This window comes from Haemophilus parainfluenzae (assembly GCF_014931415.1).
Lineage (GTDB): Bacteria > Pseudomonadota > Gammaproteobacteria > Enterobacterales > Pasteurellaceae > Haemophilus_D > Haemophilus_D parainfluenzae_AF.
The window spans coordinates 52,569-72,138 of the sequence record NZ_CP063121.1 but is presented as its reverse complement, the minus strand read 5'-3'; the positions used below and the strand labels follow the sequence as shown (position 1 = coordinate 72,138).

20 protein-coding genes are annotated in these 19,570 nt (G+C 40.1%); 4 read left to right on the top strand and 16 right to left on the bottom strand.

Annotated elements, in window-relative coordinates:
• Nucleotides 1-3: 3 nt before the first annotated feature.
• The 9 genes from lipB to INP93_RS00315 all read right to left on the bottom strand — a co-directional run bounded on the left by lipB (nucleotide 4) and on the right by INP93_RS00315 (nucleotide 8,881).
• Complete coding sequence (gene lipB / locus INP93_RS00355; protein WP_197544825.1) at nucleotides 4-645, bottom strand: lipoyl(octanoyl) transferase LipB; 642 nt, start codon at nucleotides 643-645, stop codon at nucleotides 4-6.
• Nucleotide 646: 1 nt separating this feature from the next.
• Entirely contained in the window at nucleotides 647-925 is a 279-nt protein-coding gene (gene ybeD, locus INP93_RS00350) for a DUF493 family protein YbeD (protein WP_049364920.1), read from the bottom strand.
• Between the two features lie 108 nt (nucleotides 926-1,033).
• Complete coding sequence (locus INP93_RS00345; RefSeq protein ID WP_197544824.1) at nucleotides 1,034-2,221, bottom strand: D-alanyl-D-alanine carboxypeptidase family protein; 1,188 nt, start codon at nucleotides 2,219-2,221, stop codon at nucleotides 1,034-1,036.
• An 18-nt stretch (nucleotides 2,222-2,239) separates the two neighbouring features.
• Entirely contained in the window at nucleotides 2,240-3,100 is an 861-nt protein-coding gene (locus INP93_RS00340) for a septal ring lytic transglycosylase RlpA family protein (RefSeq protein ID WP_197544823.1), read from the bottom strand.
• Between the two features lie 53 nt (nucleotides 3,101-3,153).
• Nucleotides 3,154-4,269 carry a rod shape-determining protein RodA gene (gene rodA / locus INP93_RS00335; RefSeq protein ID WP_049364923.1) on the bottom strand — a complete coding sequence of 372 codons (1,116 nt, stop codon included), beginning with the start codon at nucleotides 4,267-4,269 and terminating at the stop codon, nucleotides 3,154-3,156.
• Nucleotides 4,269-6,245 carry a penicillin-binding protein 2 gene (mrdA, locus tag INP93_RS00330; protein ID WP_049364924.1) on the bottom strand — a complete coding sequence of 659 codons (1,977 nt, stop codon included), beginning with the start codon at nucleotides 6,243-6,245 and terminating at the stop codon, nucleotides 4,269-4,271. Before mrdA ends, rodA begins: the two co-directional genes overlap by 1 nt.
• Before the next feature lie 15 nt (nucleotides 6,246-6,260).
• Nucleotides 6,261-6,728 carry a 23S rRNA (pseudouridine(1915)-N(3))-methyltransferase RlmH gene (gene rlmH, locus INP93_RS00325; RefSeq protein WP_005695494.1) on the bottom strand — a complete coding sequence of 156 codons (468 nt, stop codon included), beginning with the start codon at nucleotides 6,726-6,728 and terminating at the stop codon, nucleotides 6,261-6,263.
• A 39-nt stretch (nucleotides 6,729-6,767) separates the two neighbouring features.
• A complete protein-coding gene (gene rsfS, locus INP93_RS00320; RefSeq protein ID WP_197544822.1) occupies nucleotides 6,768-7,076 on the bottom strand; it encodes a ribosome silencing factor in 309 nt (102 codons plus the stop codon).
• Nucleotides 7,077-7,228: 152 nt separating this feature from the next.
• On the bottom strand, nucleotides 7,229-8,881 hold the full coding sequence (locus INP93_RS00315; protein ID WP_049364926.1) for a putative transporter: 1,653 nt from the start codon (nucleotides 8,879-8,881) through the stop codon (nucleotides 7,229-7,231).
• 165 nt (nucleotides 8,882-9,046) lie between these two features.
• Here INP93_RS00315 and INP93_RS00310 point away from each other — a divergent pair, with 165 nt between their 5' ends.
• From INP93_RS00310 to mreD, 4 genes are all read left to right on the top strand, one after another.
• A complete protein-coding gene (locus INP93_RS00310; RefSeq protein ID WP_197544821.1) occupies nucleotides 9,047-10,837 on the top strand; it encodes an ABC transporter ATP-binding protein/permease in 1,791 nt (596 codons plus the stop codon).
• 171 nt (nucleotides 10,838-11,008) lie between these two features.
• Nucleotides 11,009-12,064: a rod shape-determining protein gene (locus INP93_RS00305; RefSeq protein ID WP_014064069.1), complete on the top strand. Its 1,056-nt coding sequence runs from the start codon at nucleotides 11,009-11,011 to the stop codon at nucleotides 12,062-12,064.
• Between the two features lie 86 nt (nucleotides 12,065-12,150).
• Nucleotides 12,151-13,215: a rod shape-determining protein MreC gene (gene mreC, locus INP93_RS00300; RefSeq protein WP_197544820.1), complete on the top strand. Its 1,065-nt coding sequence runs from the start codon at nucleotides 12,151-12,153 to the stop codon at nucleotides 13,213-13,215.
• Entirely contained in the window at nucleotides 13,215-13,703 is a 489-nt protein-coding gene (mreD, locus tag INP93_RS00295) for a rod shape-determining protein MreD (protein WP_193451403.1), read from the top strand. Before mreC ends, mreD begins: the two co-directional genes overlap by 1 nt.
• 41 nt (nucleotides 13,704-13,744) lie before the next feature.
• On the opposite strand, the gene rhlB is transcribed toward mreD, so the two are convergent.
• The 7 genes from rhlB to INP93_RS00260 all read right to left on the bottom strand — a co-directional run bounded on the left by rhlB (nucleotide 13,745) and on the right by INP93_RS00260 (nucleotide 19,569).
• Nucleotides 13,745-15,007 (bottom strand): ATP-dependent RNA helicase RhlB, encoded by a 1,263-nt coding sequence (rhlB, locus tag INP93_RS00290; RefSeq protein ID WP_197544819.1) that lies wholly within the window; start codon nucleotides 15,005-15,007, stop codon nucleotides 13,745-13,747.
• Nucleotides 15,008-15,097: 90 nt separating this feature from the next.
• Nucleotides 15,098-15,379, bottom strand: a complete 282-nt coding sequence (locus tag INP93_RS00285; protein WP_197544818.1) for a GNAT family N-acetyltransferase — start codon at nucleotides 15,377-15,379, stop codon at nucleotides 15,098-15,100.
• On the bottom strand, nucleotides 15,376-15,582 hold the full coding sequence (yacG, locus tag INP93_RS00280; RefSeq protein WP_197544817.1) for a DNA gyrase inhibitor YacG: 207 nt from the start codon (nucleotides 15,580-15,582) through the stop codon (nucleotides 15,376-15,378). The genes INP93_RS00285 and yacG overlap by 4 nt, the downstream gene beginning before the upstream one ends.
• Nucleotides 15,575-16,195 (bottom strand): dephospho-CoA kinase, encoded by a 621-nt coding sequence (gene coaE, locus INP93_RS00275; protein ID WP_197544816.1) that lies wholly within the window; start codon nucleotides 16,193-16,195, stop codon nucleotides 15,575-15,577. The genes yacG and coaE overlap by 8 nt, the downstream gene beginning before the upstream one ends.
• A gap of 88 nt (nucleotides 16,196-16,283) precedes the next feature.
• The gene (locus tag INP93_RS00270) at nucleotides 16,284-16,961 is read right to left on the bottom strand and encodes a prepilin peptidase (RefSeq protein WP_197544815.1); all 678 of its coding nucleotides are present in this window, start codon (nucleotides 16,959-16,961) and stop codon (nucleotides 16,284-16,286) included.
• A complete protein-coding gene (locus tag INP93_RS00265; RefSeq protein ID WP_197544814.1) occupies nucleotides 16,958-18,181 on the bottom strand; it encodes a type II secretion system F family protein in 1,224 nt (407 codons plus the stop codon). The genes INP93_RS00270 and INP93_RS00265 overlap by 4 nt, the downstream gene beginning before the upstream one ends.
• An 8-nt stretch (nucleotides 18,182-18,189) precedes the next feature.
• Complete coding sequence (locus INP93_RS00260) at nucleotides 18,190-19,569, bottom strand: GspE/PulE family protein (protein ID WP_197544813.1); 1,380 nt, start codon at nucleotides 19,567-19,569, stop codon at nucleotides 18,190-18,192.
• Nucleotide 19,570: the final 1 nt, after the last annotated feature.

The window sequence follows — 19,570 nt, the reverse complement described above, 5'->3', positions numbered from 1 at the left end:
ATGTTATAAATTTGTAACATTATAGCCCAAAAGTTCGGCAAAGTGTTTAATTAATTTTGGGGAAACCTTGTCAAGTGTTGCCTCTTCTTTACCGATAAAATCAGTAAGCTGACACATTTCAAGCCCTGCATAGCCACAAGGATTAATGTAATGGAAAGGATTAAGATCCATATTGATATTAAACGCGAGGCCATGGAAAGAGCAGCCTTTTCGAATGCGTAAACCTAATGAACAGATTTTTTTGCCATCAATATACACGCCAGGTGCATCTGGTTTGGGATAACCTTCAATACCATAGTCTGCTAGGGTTTTTACAACGGATTGTTCAAGTGCGGTCACTAATTGGCGAACATTTAAATGTTCATGACGTTTAATATCAATGAGCACATACATGACCTGCTGACCAGGACCATGATAGGTAATTTGACCACCACGATCAGATTGAACAACAGGAATATTACTGCGTTGTAATAAGTGTTCCGGTTTGCCTGCTTGGCCTTGTGTGAAAACAGGATGATGCTCAACTAGCCAAATTTCATCGGTGGTTTCTGCATTTCGATTATCCGTGAATTCCTGCATTTTATGCCAGATTTCCTGATAATCTTGTAATCCTAATTGACGGACAATTAAATCAGTATTGTTCATCTTAGAGAACCATTTTGACGCCTTCAACTTTTGCAAGTTCTTTGTAAAGGGTTTCTACTTGCTCAAAGTTTTGCGCGACGATATCAATCGAAACTGAATTATACGTGCCTTTACTACTGCGTTTTTCCTTTGGAATATAATCACCCGGTAAATATTTTTGTATCACTGCTACGATGTCTTGCGCTAAACCTTCACGGTTAACACCTGCGACTTTAAATGTCATTGCAGCGGGGAATTCCATTACTTCTTTTAGTTTTTCATAATCGTTTTCGGTTGTCATGTTGTTTCCTTAATTTAAGAATAAGGTGCGTGAATCAGCTAAATTCACACACCTTACGAATTTATTGATGTGATATAAATGGGGAAGTGCGGTTAATTTTCAAGGTGTTTAGTCAAATAATCCTTTAACTGTTAACACTAACCAGTCCCAACCTTTACCTAAGAAGCCGCCTTCTTGTACATCTTCTAATGCTTGAAGATTTACGGTAGCGACATCTTTGCCGTTTAATTGATAAACGATTTTACCCACCACTTGACCTTTTGCTAAAGGAGCTTGTAAGTATTTGTTATCTAATTCATAACGTGCTTTTAAGTCAGTTTGTTTACCTTTTGGCACAGTGATAAAGCCATCTTCTAAGACACCAAGTTTAACGTCACCTTTATCACCGTAGTAAACAGATTGTTTTGAAATTTCTTCACCTGCTTTTTGAGTTTTTAAGGTTTCAAAGTTAGCAAAACCCCATTGTAAGAGTTTTTTACTTTCTACTTCACGGCCTTTATAGGTCGGTACACCCATTACAACAGAAATTAAACGCATATTGTTTGGACTTGTTGCTGATGCGACAAGGTTATAACCTGCTTGGCTTGTGTGTCCGGTTTTCATACCATCAACGTTAATGGTTTTATCCCATAATAAGCCATTACGGTTAGGTTGTTTGATTTTGTTGAAAGTAAAGTCTTTTTCTGAGTAGATTTTATATTCTTCCGGTAAATCACGAATAATATGCGCACCAATAATCGCCATATCACGTGCAGTTGAATATTGGTTTGGATCGTCTAAACCATGTGGTGTGGTGAAGTTAGTATTTTTTAAGCCAAATTGTTGAACGTATTTATTCATGGTATCAACGAAGTTAGCCACGGTACCCGAAATATGTTCAGCTACAGCAACACAGGCATCATTACCAGAAACAATGATAATCCCTTTGTTTAAATCTCCCACTGACACTTGTTGATTTAAATTTAAGAACATTTTTGATGAATCAGGGAAATTTCTACCCCAAGCGCTTTCGCTAATTGTCACCATATCTTCATTATGGATTTTACCTTGTTTTAATGCCGCACCAACTACGTAGCTAGTCATCATTTTTGTTAATGAGGCAGGGTATTGACGTTGGTCTGGGTTAAGTGATGCAAGTACCGCACCAGAATTGTAATCCATTAAAACATAAGTTTGCGCATTCACTTCCGGTACAGCGATACCGTATTGAATATCTTCAGCGGCAGCAAATGTTGACGCTGCTATTAATCCCGAGAAGAGTACAATTTTTTTCAATTTTGCAGATTGTTTTAACATAGCATTTCCTTTAATAGCTTATTGGTTTTTATAAGTATAAACGATTACGGGTTGCCCATTGATCGTTTTTTGTAATTTTGTTTTTAATTGATTAATATCCGCTTGATCCGCTAATGGGCCAAAATGGATTTCATAGTTTCGCCCATTTTGGTTAATTTCCGTTTTGATGTCATCTAACGCGAGTTTTGTGATGATGCTTTCTGCTTGGCTTTTTGACGACAGCGCGAGTAGTTTTAGCTTGAAAACAGTTTTTGCATCGTTTGTGCTGTCTAAGTTTTGATTTTTTTTTTCGCTATTTTTATTGACGACTAAACGCTCACTGGCTTCTTGTGTTTTAGCATGCTTGGCAAGCGTTTTTGCTCCCGCACCTGAAATTTGACCTTTGTGATCCACATGTAAAGCTTCAATTCTTACTTGCCCTGTACCACGAGCAATAAGGCCTAATTCTTTTGCGGCAGAATGAGATAAGTCAATGATACGTTTCTCACTAAACGGACCACGATCATTAATTCGCACAATCACCTTGCGATTGTTATGTAAGTTTGTAACAACCGCATAAGAATTCAAAGGTAAGGTTTTATGTGCGGCAGTGAAAAGTGCCGAATCATAGCGTTCACCATTAGCTGTTTTACGACCATTAAATTTATGGTGGTAATAACTTGCTGTCCCTTCTTTTGAATAGGACTTTGCCTCATCACCTTGTGTGGTGTATGTTTTACCATTCACTTCATAGCTTTGTGGCGCTTGAACGGTCGTAGTAATCGACAGCGAATCCCCTTGAATACCATACATTTTTTGCGTATCGGCAAAAGCAGAAAAACTTGAGCTGCTTATCAAGGTAAAAAGTGCGGTCGTTTTTAAGATGTTTTTTAATGTCATACTTATTACTTTCAAGATTATCGGTGCTCTTCATAAGAAAGCCAAAAGGGAAATTAGTTCCCTTTCATAAAGCGAGGTTTGTGAGTATGAATGGACATCACTAAACCAAAGCTTGCCATGATGGCGACATATGAGGTACCGCCGTAGCTAAAGAGTGGTAAAGGCACCCCTACAACAGGCAAAATGCCACTCACCATACCAATATTCACGAAGACATAAACGAAGAATATCAGTGTGGTTGCACCAGCAAGAATACGCCCGAAAGAGGTTTCTGCATTTACCGCAATTATTAAGCCACGGATAATAATAAACAAATAAATTGCCATCAGAATAAGAAAACCGACCATTCCATGTTCTTCACTCATCACGGCAAAAATAAAATCAGTGTGTGGTTCAGGCAAAAATTCTAATTGGGATTGTGTCCCTTGCATCCATCCCTTGCCAGATATACCGCCTGAACCGATGGCAATTTTGGATTGCAAAATATGGTAACCCGCCCCAAGTGGATCTTTCTCGGGGTCAAGTAAGGTTAATACACGCATGCGTTGGTAGTCATGCATTAAATACATCCACATGATAGGAATAAATGCCGCTAATCCAACTACAGCAGCAAGAATAAGCCACCAACTCATCCCTGCTAAGAATACCACGAATAAGCCCGATGCACTAACCAGAATTGATGTCCCTAAGTCTGGTTGAATAGCCACAAGTAAAGTTGGCACAATAATCATGGCGATAGCAATAAAGGTTTCGCTCATTTTCGGTGGTAGCGGACGGTTACCTAAATATACCGCGACCATTAATGGTACCGCGAGTTTGACAATTTCAGAAGGCTGAAAGCGAATAAACCCAAGATCTAACCAACGTTGCGCCCCTTTACTGGTTGTACCGATAGCATCAACCAAAATCAGCATGATAAAACCCACCAAATATAAGTAAGGGGCGAGTCGCTGATAAAATTTAGGGGGAAGTTGCGCCATAATCATCATCACGGCAAAACCTAATATGACCTGAATAATACGATTTTGGAACATGACTTCACTGGCACCTGATGCACTATAAAGCACAAGCATGCCATAAGCTGTAATAGCGGCTAATCCAATAAATAATAAAAAATCAATATGTAAGCGTTGCCATAATCGCAAGCATAAAGGCACTTTTTCTTCCATTATTCATTCTCACTTGGTTGAGATTCTAGTGCTGGCGCATCTAAATCAGTTTGGTCCGTCTTTTTCTCTTTTTCAGCATTTTCTTGACGTTCAATTTGTGGCAAGCGTTTATTCAAATAGAAATCCATAATTTGACGTGCAATTGGTGCTGCATTACTTGAACCACCACCCGCGTTTTCTAAAATAATCGTCACAACTAATTTCGGATCTTCATAAGGCGCATAAGCCGTGAACCAAGCATGGTCATGTAATTCTTTTTTCAATCCCGCTGCATTATATTTTTGGTTTTCCTTTAAGCTGAATACCTGTGCGGTACCGGATTTCCCTGCTACGTGGTAATTCGTGCCGATAAAGGCTTTTCGTCCAGTCCCTGCACCTGAATTCACCACATTGAACATGCCGCGTTTAGCCGCATCCCAATAAGCTTGTTTTGGATCGGTAATATCTTCATATAAAAGTGGGTCTTGATACGGCTCAATGGTGGCACCTTCAACAGATTTCATTAAATGTGGCGTATGAATTTTACCGTTATTGACCACAATAGAGGTTGCTTTTGCCACTTGTAATGGTGTTGCTGTCCAATAACCTTGACCAATCCCCACTGAGATTGTATCGCCTTGTACCCATGGTTTTTTATAACGTTTTTGTTTCCATTCTTTACTCGGCATATTGGCCGTAGCTTCTTCTTGAATTTCAATACCTGTCGGCATACCAAACCCAAAACGTTTCATCCACATGGAGAAACGATCAATACCTAAATTAAAGGCGGTTTGATAGAAGAAAGTATCCGATGATTCAGTAATGGCCTTGTTTAAATCCGTATAACCATGCCCTGTTTTTTTCCAATCTCGGAAGCGCTTTGTTGAGTTTGGCAATGTCCAGTAGCCTGGGTCAAAAATTGTGGTATTAGGCGTAATCACCCCTTCAGTTAATGCCGCAACAGCAACGAATGGTTTTACAGTAGAGGCAGGCGGGTACACACCTTGTGTCGCACGACTGTAAAGTGGTCGAGTTGGATCTTCGAGTAAACGTTTGTAATCACTAGAAGAAATGCCATCGACGAATAAATTATTGTCATAGCTTGGTGTTGAAACCATCGCTAATACGCTATTATCTTTCGGATCAAGCACAACAACAGCGCCTTTTTGACCTGAAAGGAGCGACATAATATAGCGTTGAAGAGTAAAATCGATAGTCAGATGAATACTTTTACCCGCGGTGGCGGGTTGTTCACGTAGTTTACGAATAACTTTACCACGGTTATTAATTTCAACCTCTTCGAAACCGGTTGTACCATGGAGTTGTTCTTCGTAATAACGTTCAATACCCAGTTTCCCCATGTCCGTAGAACCGGAATAGTTAGCAAATTTCTCTTCTTTTTTTAGGCGCTCAACATCTCGGTCATTAATGCGTCCAACATAACCCAAAATATGAGTCATGGCTTCGCCATACAGGTAATTTCGTTTGAAATAAGGACGTACATCAAGGCTTGGATATTTATACTGGTTTACTGCAAAACGGGCAATTTGCTCTTCCGTTAGGCTAGGCTTGAGTAAAATCGGCGTATAGCGTGTACCACGACGACGCTCTTTTTTGAAATGCTCAATGTCTTCATCAGTGAGTCCCACAACATAGCGCAATTCTTCAAAAGTGCGGTCTAAATTTTCCGTTTTTTCCGGCACGATATATAAACCGAAAAAGGTGAGGTTTTCTGCCAGTAATTCGCCGTAACGGTCGTAAATTAATCCGCGAGTAGGAGGAAGCGGAAGTAATTTAATGCGGTTACCATTTGAGCGAGTTTGGTACATGTCGTAATTCACCACTTGGAGATGGTAAATATTAGCAAATAGCACACCACTTAGGGCTAAAATACCGATGAATGCGACCAATGTTCGACGCGCAAACAAGTTCCGCTCCGCTTTTTTATCGCGGATCGGTTCATTAGTTGGTGCAGAAAAGAATTTTTTTAAATTCATCGGTAATGTAATACGTTATTCTCTGTGATAAGGGTGGTTTGTCGTCAGTGACCAAGCACGGTATAAACTTTCTGCCACGACAACTCGCACTAATGGATGGGGCAGTGTGAGTGGTGACAGTGACCAACTTTGTTCTGCTGCCGCTTTGCATTCAGGGGATAAACCTTCAGGCCCGCCAATGAGTAAGCACACATCACGACCATCATTTTTCCAACCCTCTAATTGCTCAGCAAGTTGTGGCGTTGTCCAAGGTTTGCCAGGGATATCTAATGTCACCACTTTGCCTTTTCCACAAGCGGCTAGCATCGCTTTGCCTTCTTGCTCTAAGATGCGTTTAATATCCGCATTTTTTCCACGCTTGCCTGCAGGGATTTCAATGAGTTCAAAAGGCATGTCTTTAGGAAAACGACGTTGGTATTCTTCAAATCCGGTGGTAACCCAAGCCGGCATTTTGGTGCCCACTGCAATTAATGTGATTTTCATCCTTTTCCCTTTTAAAACACCGTCAAAATTGACCGCACTTTATGCCCAAAGTTTTTCTAATTGATACATTTCACGTGCATCGCGCTGCATGATGTGTACGATGGTTTGACCAAGATCCACCACGATCCAATCTGCTGTATTACGACCTTCTTCACCAAAGGTTTCATAACCGGATTTTTTACATTCTGCGATAAGGTTATCGGCCATAGCAGACACTTGGCGGCTAGATGTACCGGTACAAATAATCATATTTTCAGTAATCGATGATTTGCCTTTTACATCAAAATGTACAATTTCGGTGCCTTTTAAATCATCGAGTTTATCAATTACAAATTCAACTAATGACATTTCTTTTCCTATTTAAATAAAGCGATGAATTCTATCATTGAATGAGGGAAAGGGGTAGGCTTGGGGCTGATTTTATTTGAATTGTTTTATGGCAGTCATAGTGCTTAGCATGAATATTGGGGCAGCTATTCTGCCCCAAGTTTGAAAGGGTATTAAACCCATAAAAGAATTGCTAACAATTGCGGTGAAATAATCCGCAAGAACATTGTGAGCGGATAGACTGTCGCATAGGAGAGTGCGGCAGCACCGCTTCCTTCTTTCAGTTCATTCGCGAAAGCAAGCGCTGGTGGATCCGTCATTGATCCCGCTAACAGGCCACAAAGAGAAAGATAATTTAATTTTACATATAAACGTGCAATGATACCTACAATCATTAATGGTACAAGAGTGATGAAAATACCGTAGCCCATCCATTCAAGACCAGAACCATTGGTGAGTGTGTCCACAAAGCTACCGCCAGATTTTAAACCGACTACAGCAAGGAAGAGCACTATACCAATTTCGCGCAATGCCAAGTTCGCACTAGGTGGCATAAACCAGTAGAGTTTTCCGATAGAGCCAATTCGAGCCAGGATCAATGCGACGACTAACGGTCCGCCTGCTAGCCCTAATTTTAATGCTACAGGGAAACCTGGAATATAGAAAGGAATGGAGCCGAGTAATACCCCTAAGCCAATCCCAATAAACACTGGTAACATTTGCACTTGTAGTAGTTTTTGTTTCGCATTCCCGATCACTGAAATGGCTTGGTTTAGAATGTCGGTTTTACCAACCATGTGCAATACGTCACCAAATTGAAGTGTTGTATGTGCAGTTGGTACCAGTTCCACGCCCGCACGATTTAAACGTGAAATGACGACACCGTATTTTTGATGAATGCCAAGATGACGAATTTGTTTTCCTAGAACCTTTTCATTTGTCACGACCACGCGTTCAGAACGAATTTCGCCACTCAAGCTGGCTACCGGGATATCAACCTCTTCTCCAATGATAAGGTGCATTTTTTTCAAGCCTTCAGGATTGCCGACCAAATGTAAAATATCCCCAAGTTGAACATCGGTATCCGCTTTCGGCACAATAACAAGCTCACCCCGTTTCAAACGAGAGCAGACAACATCTTCATCATCAAAACCTGGAATTTCAATCAAATGGATACCATTGAGATTAGTATTGGTGACTTTCAGAGACATGCTTTTGAGTGCTTCTTTGTCATGACCACTTTCTTTTTCAAAATTTGCTGCTTCTTCATCCACTTTAATTTTAAAGAAAAGACGAATAAGCCACATAGAAAGTAAAATGCCACAAATTCCAAAAGGATAAGCCATTGCATAGGCCATCCCCATGTTAGACGTCGTTTGCGACATGCCTAATTCAGAAAGAATTTGCTGACCCGCACCGAGAGATGGGGTATTGGTGACCGCACCGGAGTAAATACCAAGCGCGACATCAAGAGGAATATCCGCAAGCTTATAAATGAGAATTGTCACCACTGCACCAAGTGCAACGATTAAAATGCCTAATCCATTTAAGGTTAAGCCTGATTTTCGTAAGGAAGCAAAGAAGCCCGGCCCCACTTGAATACCAATCGTATAAACAAACAGAATTAAGCCGAACTCTTGCACGAAATGTAATGTATGGCTATCTAATTTTATGCCATATTGGGTGGTAAAATGGGCAACTAAAATTCCCCCAAATAGCACCCCCCCAATGCCCAGTCCTACACCTTTAATTTTAAAATGCCCGATCCATAGGCCAATCACGGCAACGAGGGCAAGCAAACTAATGGTAATCGCAGTTTCACTCATACCGACCTCTAATTTATTAAAAATTTAACTATTTCGGATTATATCAATTAGATTTCTTACCCGCTTGTGACAAAGTCAAAAAATGTTATCTCCATCACATTTTTTCTTGCTTAAAAATAAACACTGCCTAAAATGACCGCACTTTTTTGATTTTATAGGTTGATTATGGATTACGCTCAAGAGGCCATTAATTCGCTTTTATGGATAGTAAAAACACTAGCGATGACGGCTGTCGTGTTTAGCTTTGGTATTTTCTTATTAGTCCGTTTTACCCACTGGGGTAAACAATTTTGGCAATTTGCGGGTGGGTATCTTTCACCACGTCGAAGTATTAAACCTTTGCTATTTTTCTTATTAATTGTAGCGATGACATTAGTCAGTGTGCGTATTAGCTTGGTCCATTCTGAGTGGTATAACAATATGTACACATCCTTGCAGGAATTTAATGAACCTGTGTTTTGGGATCAAATGGTGCTGTTTTGTGTGATTGCGACAAGTTCAGTCATTGCCGCATTGCTTAGCTATTATTTAGAGCAACGTTTTTCTATTGATTGGATCGAATGGTTGAATGGTCAGTTAGTAGATAAATGGATGAATAATCGCGCGTACTATAAAACGCAGTATGTTTCCGCTAACTTAGATAACCCCGATCAACGTATTCAACAAGATGTGCAATCCTATGTGCGAACCACGCTCTCTTTAAGTACCGGGGTAATTGATGCTGTCACCTCCATGATTTCTTATACAATCTTATTGTGGGGATTAGCGGGACCAATGATGGTATTTGGTACTGAAATTCCACGCATGATGGTGTTCTTGGTATTTGCTTATGTGATTATCACTACCGCGATTGCATTCCGTTTAGGGCGTCCATTAATTATGTTGAATTTCGTCAACGAACGCTTAAACGCTAACTATCGTTATGCTTTAATTCGTATCAAAGAATATGCGGAAAGTGTGGCATTTTATGCGGGTGAGAAAGTTGAGAGTAGCCAACTTTATAAACAATTTGGCGCAGTGATCAATAACATGTGGGATATTGTTTATCGAACCTTAAAATTCTCTGGTTTTAACCTAGTAGTAAGCCAAGTTTCCGTGGTGTTCCCTTTGTTAATTCAAGTGGGGCGTTATTTTGAGAAGCAAATTAAACTCGGCGATCTGATGCAAACGCTACAAGTATTTGGTAAGTTGCATTCAAATCTTTCCTTCTTCCGTAATTCTTACGATGGTTTTGCCGGATACAAAGCCACATTAGATCGTTTAACTGGCTTTAGTTATGCGATTGATATGGCGAATCGTCAATCTACTTCCCATTTACACGAACATGAAACTGACGTGATCTTTAAGAATTTAACTGTCAGTAATCCATTTGGAAAAACCTTAATTGAGAATTTAAATTTGACGTTGCCACAAGGTTCAACTCTATTAATTCAAGGTAATTCAGGCGTGGGTAAAACCACGTTGTTGAGAACTGTGGCAGGGCTTTGGGCTTATTCTGAAGGGGATGTGTATTGTCCTACTCATCAGCTTTTCTTATCGCAAAAGCCTTATTTACCACAAGGTAGTTTGTTAACGGCACTGGCTTATCCGAATGAAGAAAAGGCCTTTAATCGTGATGAGATGATTGAGGTATTAAAACAAGTGTCTTTAGGGCATTTACAAGATCGTTTAGATCAAGAACAAGATTGGAGACGTATTCTTTCGCTAGGTGAGCAACAGCGTTTGGCTTTTGCTCGTTTGCTACTACATAAGCCGAAAGTCGCATTCCTGGACGAAGCCACGGCGAGTATGGATGAAGGCTTAGAAGATACGATGTATCGTCTGTTAAAAGAACGCTTACCTCATACAACGGTTATTAGCGTGGGGCATCGTTCAACCTTGCAGGCTTTCCATCAGCAACAATTGATGATTTTAGGTAACGGTAAGTGGCAATTCACTGATCGAAATCAGGCATAAAATACCACTAAAATTGACCGCACTTACCTTGTTAGAAAAAATAGCGAGGTAAGTGTAGCGGATCAAAGCAAAAAATCCTGTTATCAAGCTCGATTTTTTGGTACATTTAGCACAATTTTTTTCTATGCTCAGAAATGAGTAATTTTTCACCAAACTAATGACGGAATTCTTATGTTATTCAAAAAAATTCGTGGTTTATTTTCAAATGATCTTTCTATCGATCTAGGTACAGCAAATACATTAATTTACGTGAAAGGCCAAGGTATTGTACTTGATGAGCCTTCAGTAGTGGCAATTCGTCAAGACCGTATGGGTGCATATAAAAGCATTGCGGCAGTAGGTAAAGAAGCAAAACAAATGCTTGGTCGTACACCAAAAAGCATTGTCGCAATTCGTCCGATGAAAGATGGTGTAATCGCTGATTTCTCTGTAACTGAAAAAATGTTGCAATACTTTATTAAACAAGTACATAGCGGTAACTTCATGCGTCCTAGCCCGCGTGTGCTCGTTTGTGTACCGGCTGGTGCAACTCAAGTTGAACGTCGTGCTATTAAAGAATCAGCATTAGGGGCAGGTGCGCGTGAAGTCTATTTAATTGAAGAGCCAATGGCGGCAGCAATTGGTGCAAACTTGCCGGTTTCTACAGCGATCGGTTCAATGGTCATTGATATCGGCGGTGGTACCACTGAAGTGGCAGTGATTTCTTTAAACGGTATTGTGTACTCCTCTTCGGTACGTATCGGTGGTGACCGTTTTGATGAAGCAATCATTTCTTATGTTCGTCGTACTTTTGGTTCTGTGATCGGTGAACCAACTGCAGAGCGTATCAAGCACGAAATTGGTTCAGCTTACATTCAAGAAGGTGATGAAATTTTAGAAATGGAAGTGCACGGTCATAACCTTGCTGAAGGTGCGCCTCGCTCATTCAAATTAACCTCTCGTGATGTACAAGAAGCTCTTCAACAACCATTAAATGGTATTGTTGCAGCAGTACGCACAGCACTTGAAGAATGCCAACCAGAACACGCAGCAGATATTTTTGAACGCGGTATGGTGTTAACGGGTGGTGGTGCCTTATTACGCAACATTGATGTGTTGTTATCAAAAGAATGTGGTGTACCGGCAATCATCGCAGAAGAACCATTAACTTGCGTAGCTCGTGGCGGCGGTGAAGCAATCGAAATGATCGATATGCACGGCGGCGATATTTTTAGCGACGAAATTTAATCTCTAAAAGTGCGGTCAGAAAAATCGGCGTTTTTAATTCGTCTGATTTTTTGACCGCACTTTTCCTTTCAACCCTAGGACAGTGAATGAAACCCATTTTTGGTAAAGCACCACCATTAGGTATCCGACTCGCATTAGCGGTGATTGCTTCGATGACGCTCATTTTAGTTGATGGACAAACTTCATCAATGACGAAGGCGCGTAGTGTCATGGAAACTGCCGTTGGCGGATTGTATTACCTTGCGAATGGGCCAAGAACAGTTCTAGATGGTGTATCAAGCAACTTGGTTGATACCAATAAACTGCTTATTGAAAATAAAGTATTGCGTGAGCAATTGCGTGAGAAAAATGCTGATCTTTTATTATTGGATCAACTCAAAGTAGAAAACCAACGTCTTCGTTTACTGCTTAATTCGCCTTTACGCACAGATGAATACAAAAAAATTGCCGAAGTGCTCACCGCTGAAACCGATGTCTATCGTCAGCAAGTGGTGATTAATCAAGGTGAACGTGATGGCGCTTATGTCGGTCAGCCCGTGATTGATGAAAAAGGAATGATTGGGCAGGTTATATCTGTCGGCGAGAACACCAGCCGAGTCTTGCTTTTAACGGATGTAACCCATTCTATACCAGTGCAAGTTTTACGTAATGATGTACGCGTGATCGCGAGTGGTACAGGACACTCTGATGAACTTACTTTAGATAATGTGCCTCGTTCCGTAGATATTGAAAAAGGCGATTTATTGGTGACTTCCGGTTTAGGCGGTCGCTTTGTAGAAGGTTATCCGGTGGCAGTCGTGCAAAGTGTCTCTCGTGATGGTTCTAATTATTTTGCAACGGTAAAAGCGAAACCTTTGGCTGAATTAGATCGTTTACGTTATTTGCTTTTACTTTGGCCGAGCAATCTTGATATGTCGAAAGTGAAATCCATGTCACCAGAAGAAGTGCGTCGTTTAGTACAGCAACGTTTAGAAAGCCAAGCCCATGAAGCGTCACATTCTGTGAGTAAAACCAAAATTACGGATGACCAAGCGGATAGCACTCAACCGCATACAGGAAAAGAAATCGTGGATCCTGAAATTCCGACCACAATGCCTCAACAAGAGGAACCGGTTTCTCCAGAGCAGCAAGAACATAGGGATGAAGATTAATGCAAGGGCGTTTTATTTTTCAATGGGCAACCATTTTATGCTTCTTTGTTGTTGCATTAGTGATGGAGTTAGCGCCATGGCCAGCAGGTTTCCAAGCTTTTAAACCTTCTTGGTTAGTTTTAGTTTTACTCTACTGGAGCCTTGCATTACCAGATAGAGTAAGCATTGGCTGGGCATTTTTACTTGGCGTTTTATGGGATATTGTACTGGGCTCTATTCTAGGCGTGCATGCATTAGTGCTTTCTGTTGCCTTCTATTTTGTTTCCAAATATTACTTAATGTTGCGCAACCTTTCCCTTTGGTTCCAAAGTTTATTAGTGCTTCTTTTCGTTTTTGCCATTCGAGTGGCAATTTTCTTGGTTGAATTCTCGTTACACGGAGCATTCTTTAACTGGCAGGAAATCTTTGGTGCCATTGCATCAGGCGTATTATGGCCGTGGGTATTCTTATTGATGCGCACAGCACGCCGACGAGTCGGATTGCATTAATCATAAAAAAAGCTGATGAAGATATTCATCAGCTTTTCTTTTTAGTTTTTACGACGATAGTTTGTTTTTCTTGTCGTAGTAGTATTTCTCGTTTGAGGCGTAGGATTGCGTTTTAAACGATAAGGTTTTGGAATATCAGTAATCAATGAATTCGGGTCATATTGGCTGACCGGAATAGAATGACTAATGTATTCTTCAATTGCCGGTAAATTCATCGCATATTCTTCACAAGCAAAGCTGATAGACACCCCACTTTCACCCGCTCGACCAGTACGGCCAATACGGTGAACGTAATCTTCTCGATCATCGGGTAAATCAAAGTTAAAGACGTGAGTCACATCTGAAATATGTAACCCACGCGCGGCAACATCGGTTGCAACGAGAATATCGAGTTCTCCATCAGTAAATTGTTTGAGCAATGAAAGACGTTTTTTCTGTGCCACATCACCCGTGAGTAATCCTACTCGATGACCATCTGCGGCTAAATAACCCCAAATTTCTTCACATTTATGTTTAGTATTCGCAAAAACAATACAACGCTCCGGCCATTCCTCTTCCATTAACGTGAGTAAGAGAGGGATTTTGTCTTCATTTGAGGGATAGAAAAGTTCCTCTTTAATTCGATGTCCCGTTTTTTGCTCTGGTTCAATTTCAATGTATTCTGGAGAATTCATATCTTCAAAGGCAAGTTCTCGTACTTTGTAAGAGAGCGTTGCAGAAAAGAGCATGGTGAGGCGTTCTTGTGGAGAAGGGCATTTGCGTAATAAATAGCGAATATCACGAATGAAACCTAAATCAAACATACGATCCGCTTCGTCCAATACTACGACTTGGATATCATCTAAACGGATAATCCCTTGTTTCACGTAGTCAATCACACGACCAGTGGTACCAATTAAAATATCCACACCGGCTTCAATCGCTTTGAGCTGTTTATCATAGCCATCGCCACCATAAGCAAGTGCGGTTCGTAATCCACTTGTTTTAGCTAATAACTCAGCATCATGATTAATTTGCACGGCCAGTTCACGGGTTGGTGCAAGAATTAATGCACGGGGTTGATTGGTGGCAAAATCAGGTTGATGTGTTAATAAGTGATGAAATGTTGCCGTTAAAAATGCCATTGTTTTACCAGTGCCGGTTTGCGCTTGGCCTGCAACATCTTTTCCTTGTAAGGTAATAGGTAACGATAACGCTTGAATAGGGGTGCAATATTCAAATCCCTTGTCTTGTAGGGCTTTTTGTACGATAGGATGTAATGGAAGATCAGCAAACCGCTGCTGACTTAAATAATTTTCTTGCATAATAAATAACAGGTTCTCAGAAATAAATGGGGCTAAGGATACCACGAAGTCGGAAAAATATCCTTAAAAATAAAATGCTTATTAATAGGTTTAAGCTTGAGGTTGAGTAGATTGGGTTCGTTCCCATTTTCTTGCAATATAGCTACAAGTTGGGTGCAATGTCAGCTTTTTAGCCTGGATAAAATGAATTAAGGCTTGATAGAGTTTGTCTGCCACACCTTGTCCACGAAGAGAATCATCAACAAACGTGTGATTAGCATTAATGGTATCGGGTGTTTCATAAAAATAGGCGAGTTTCGCGATTTTCTTGCCTTGCTCATCAAGTAAGAAAAACTCACCCTGTTTACCATTATCGTGATGCTGAAGACTCATTTGATACTCCATTCATCACTGAGATTGGGAGCCATGGCAAAATCAGCAGTATCACTTGGAATGGCTTTTTCTTCTGCAGCCCATTCGCCTAAATCAATGAGTTGGCAACGTTTGCTGCAAAAAGGGCGAAATTGACTTTCCTGTGTCCAAGGCACAGGCTTTTGACATGTCGGGCAAGGGACTTCAAAAATTTCATCAGACATTTTTATTTCTCGATTCACTTAAATAAAATTGGTGCAATTCTAGCACTTTTTGTTTTAAGTGCGGTAGGTTTTCTGGCAATTTTGCATCATTTGAAATGATATCATCTGCCCATTTTAATCGTTCTTCACGGCTGACTTGTGCATTCATAATAGCTTGAATTTGCTGAATATTATTATGATCTCTCGATGACGCTCGAGCCAGCTGAGTTTCAGGTTTAACATCGATAACAAGCACGCGATCGCAAAGTGTGGTGAGCTTGTTTTCAATAAGCAGTGGAACGACAAACAAGGTATAAGGAGCGGTCTGAGCATTTAACTGCGCTAACATTCTTTCGCGAATAGCAGGATGTAATAAATGATTGAGCCAGTTTTTTTCATTTTCGTCTGCAAATACTTTTTTTCGTAGCTCAGCTCGATTTAATTCTCCCTCTTCAGTCAGAATTGATTTTCCAAAGTGCTCAGCAATTTGAGCGAGCAGCGGTGAGCCTTTTTCAACCACTTCTCTTGCCACAATATCCGCATCAACAATGGGTACACCAAGTTCAACAAAGAGATTTGCAATCGTGCTTTTTCCGCTACCAATACCGCCAGTGAGTCCTACAATATAAGTCATGATGTTCCTTGCTACTTGATTTAAGAGGAGGATGTTTTACATCCACTTCTTAAACATAATATTTTTCAATGTTGCCAATATATTACATTTATAGGTTGATTGCACTGGTGATGATTAACGATAAGCAAAGAAAGGGCGCGAAAGGTAAAACAGGTTGACGAGAAATCCAATAACCTATGATGCCTAATAGACAGGCAATGAATAAAAAAAGTGGTAAGAGCTCGATGGTGAGATAAGCGCCGATTCCTAAAGCGAGCCAATAATCGCCACGGCCTAACGCTTCCTTCTTATAAAACCATTTAGACAAATGATAGATGATGTAAAAAATACTGAAAAAACTAACCGCACTTTCTAAACTTTGAGAAAGCGTCAGAATTGAAAATTCTTGATGTGCGCCGAATAAACCCAGGAAAAATAAAAACAGGCAAGGTGTAGGTGAAATCAGCTGATAATGCCAGTCTAGCCAACTGATAACAAAGATGAGACTAAGCGTAATCGCGAGCCATAAAGTAAATAATTCATCCTGAAGAAAATAACAGAGTACAGCAAAACAGAGTCCAAACCCTAAAAAATAAAGGAAAATATGACCGCACTTTTGAGATTGAATCACTGCTTTTTCGCTATAGAAAATAGGATTGTTTTCAGGATAAAGTTCGATATAGTTCTGATAAATTTCTTGTTGGAGATTGGGTATAAAACGATCAATATAAACCCAAGCAAGGATGCCCGCTAAACCACCCAATAAAAAAAAAGCTAATGTCATCATTGGATTACCGATCCCATATTAAAAATCGGCAGATACATGCCCATCATAATAATACCAATTAAACTACCAATGATGAGCATCATTAAAGGCTCTAAAAGTTGGGAAAGTAAATCAATTTGATGATTGAGTTTTTCTTGATAGTTATCAGCAATATGACGCAACATCAACGCAAGTTTTCCACTTTTCTCTCCAATCTGTAGCATTTGTTGTGCTTCCATTGGGAAAAGATGACTACTGACACTTTCTGAAAATGGATAACCTTGAGAAACCCACTGTAAAATTGACCGCACTTCTTGTTGTAGCAGAATATCGCCTTTTAAGGTACGTTGTGTTTGCCAGGTTTGTTGTTTGGGGAGAAAACTATTTAGCGCAGGCATTAATGCTACACCGGATTGAAGCATTAATTGTAAGTTATGACTAAAACTGATTAGACGAGAAAGGCAAATGATATTGCCCCAAATTGGCATGCGACTAATCAGCGCATTCTTTTTTTGATTTAGCCAAAGAGAATGTTTTAATGCCATCTTTAGCATAAAAAGAGCGAAAATGCAGACAATCATCAAGGCGATAAAATGATGTTGTAGGAATTGAGACATGGCTAATAATACGGCAGTCAATATAGGTAGCTCAGCTGAGTTTTCGCCATACATTTCAGCAAATTGTGGTACAACAAAGAGTAATAAAATCAACGTAAGTGAAAGCGAAATACCTAATACCATGGCAGGATAAAGCATAATTTTTTGCAATTTGCGTTGAAGCGTTAATGATTGTGTTCGACGTTCTGCAATTTTAGTGCATACCTCCGCCAGTTTTCCGGTCATTTCTCCCACTTGAATAAGTTGAATTTCTTGAAAATTTAAATACTTTCCTTGCATTTCCAAACTTTGTGAAAACGGAAGACCACTTTCAATTAACTCAATTAAGGCGCCAAGCCACTCATGCAATCCCAATTGCGAGCAGTTATCTTGCAAAATATGTAATGTATTCTTTAATGGAATGGCTGAACTGAGTAATGTAGCCAGTTGATTCAATAAAGCACTGATTTCTGCATTTTTCGGTTTCTGATTAAGTTGCCAATCTTGTTGTAAGCGAATGTGATTAAAACCTTTTGCGATTAACTGGAATTGTGCAGCTTGTTTAGATTGGGCAACAAGACTGCCTTTTTGCCATTGTTGTCGCTGATCATAGGCTTGAAAATAAAAGAGTTTTTGCTTTGCCATAGTGATACCTATTTTTTACCTAACACGCGTTGAATTTCGGCGAGATCGGTGATGCGATCTTTCACTTTTTCTAACGCACTTTGATAAAGTGATTCAAAATCAGTTTGGTAACGGTTGTTTTCGCATTGTAAAAATTGATATACCCCAATACGACCTTGATATCCCTGATGGCAATCGCAAGAATCACTAAAATGTTGGCCGCACTTTAAGCAACGTTTGCGTACCAATCGTTGTGCGATAACTAATAAGAGACTGTTTTCAATTTCATGTGATTGAATGCCTAATTGTTGTAAGCGTGAAATGGCTGAGATCGCATCGTTGGTATGTAAGGTAGAAAGTACTAGATGACCTGTTTGAGCCGCTCTTAATGCCATCAATGCACTTTCTTCGTCTCGAATTTCACCAAGCATAATAATGTCGGGATCTTGCCGTAAAAATGTACGAAGTAATCGGCTAAAATCTAAACCGATTTGTGGATTTACTTGAGTTTGAATGATGCCTTCTAATTCAATTTCAACGGGATCTTCTGCCGTCATAATATGTTTATCTGGCGTATTGAGCCATTGAAGTGCGGTATAAAGCGAGATGCTTTTTCCGCTTCCCGTGGGGCCGGTCACAAGGATTAAACCTTGAGGTTGGCTGAGGGCATGTTGAAATTGACTTTGTTGGTTTTGTGTCATGCCAAGTTCAGCAAAACTTAACTGAACAGGTTTATTTTGTTGTAATCGTAATACCGCTTTTTCTCCCCAATGTGTGGGCAAGGTAGAAAGGCGGAAATCTAAAATATCGGAGAACGTCGTTTTGAATTGAAAGCGGCCATCTTGTGGTAATCGAGTTTCACTAATATCCAGTTTGGCTAAGAGTTTAAGGCGAGAAATTACACGATTGGCGAGCGCTTTACTGATAATCGGCTGCGGTTGGAGCACTCCATCAATACGTAAACGAATTAAGAGCCCACTTGGCTGAGTTTCTAAATGAATATCGGAGGCATTTTTTTGTAGGGCTGTTTCAAAAATACCATTTAATAATTGAATAACGGGTTCGTCATCATTAGCTAAATTAGCTGAGTTTTCATCTTCAGAATGATGGTAAAACGTCGTTTGCTCTTCGATTTGATTGGTTTTAGGTGCAAGGGATTGTAAAAGTTGTTTGAGTTGGGGCGTGTCAAATAAAATCGGTTCAACTAATTTTCCGCTCAAAAAAGCAAAGGTTTCACAAGCTGCAAGATTATTGAGTGAGTCCACTGCAAGCCATAAATGGTGTTCGTCTTCTTTAAGAGGGAGCGCAAAGTAACGCAACAGCAAAGCTTGTTGCTGTTGGTTTTGTTGCCAATATTGTGGCGAGATCTGATAAATCTCGCCATTTTTTGCGATTGCTTGATAAGCCATG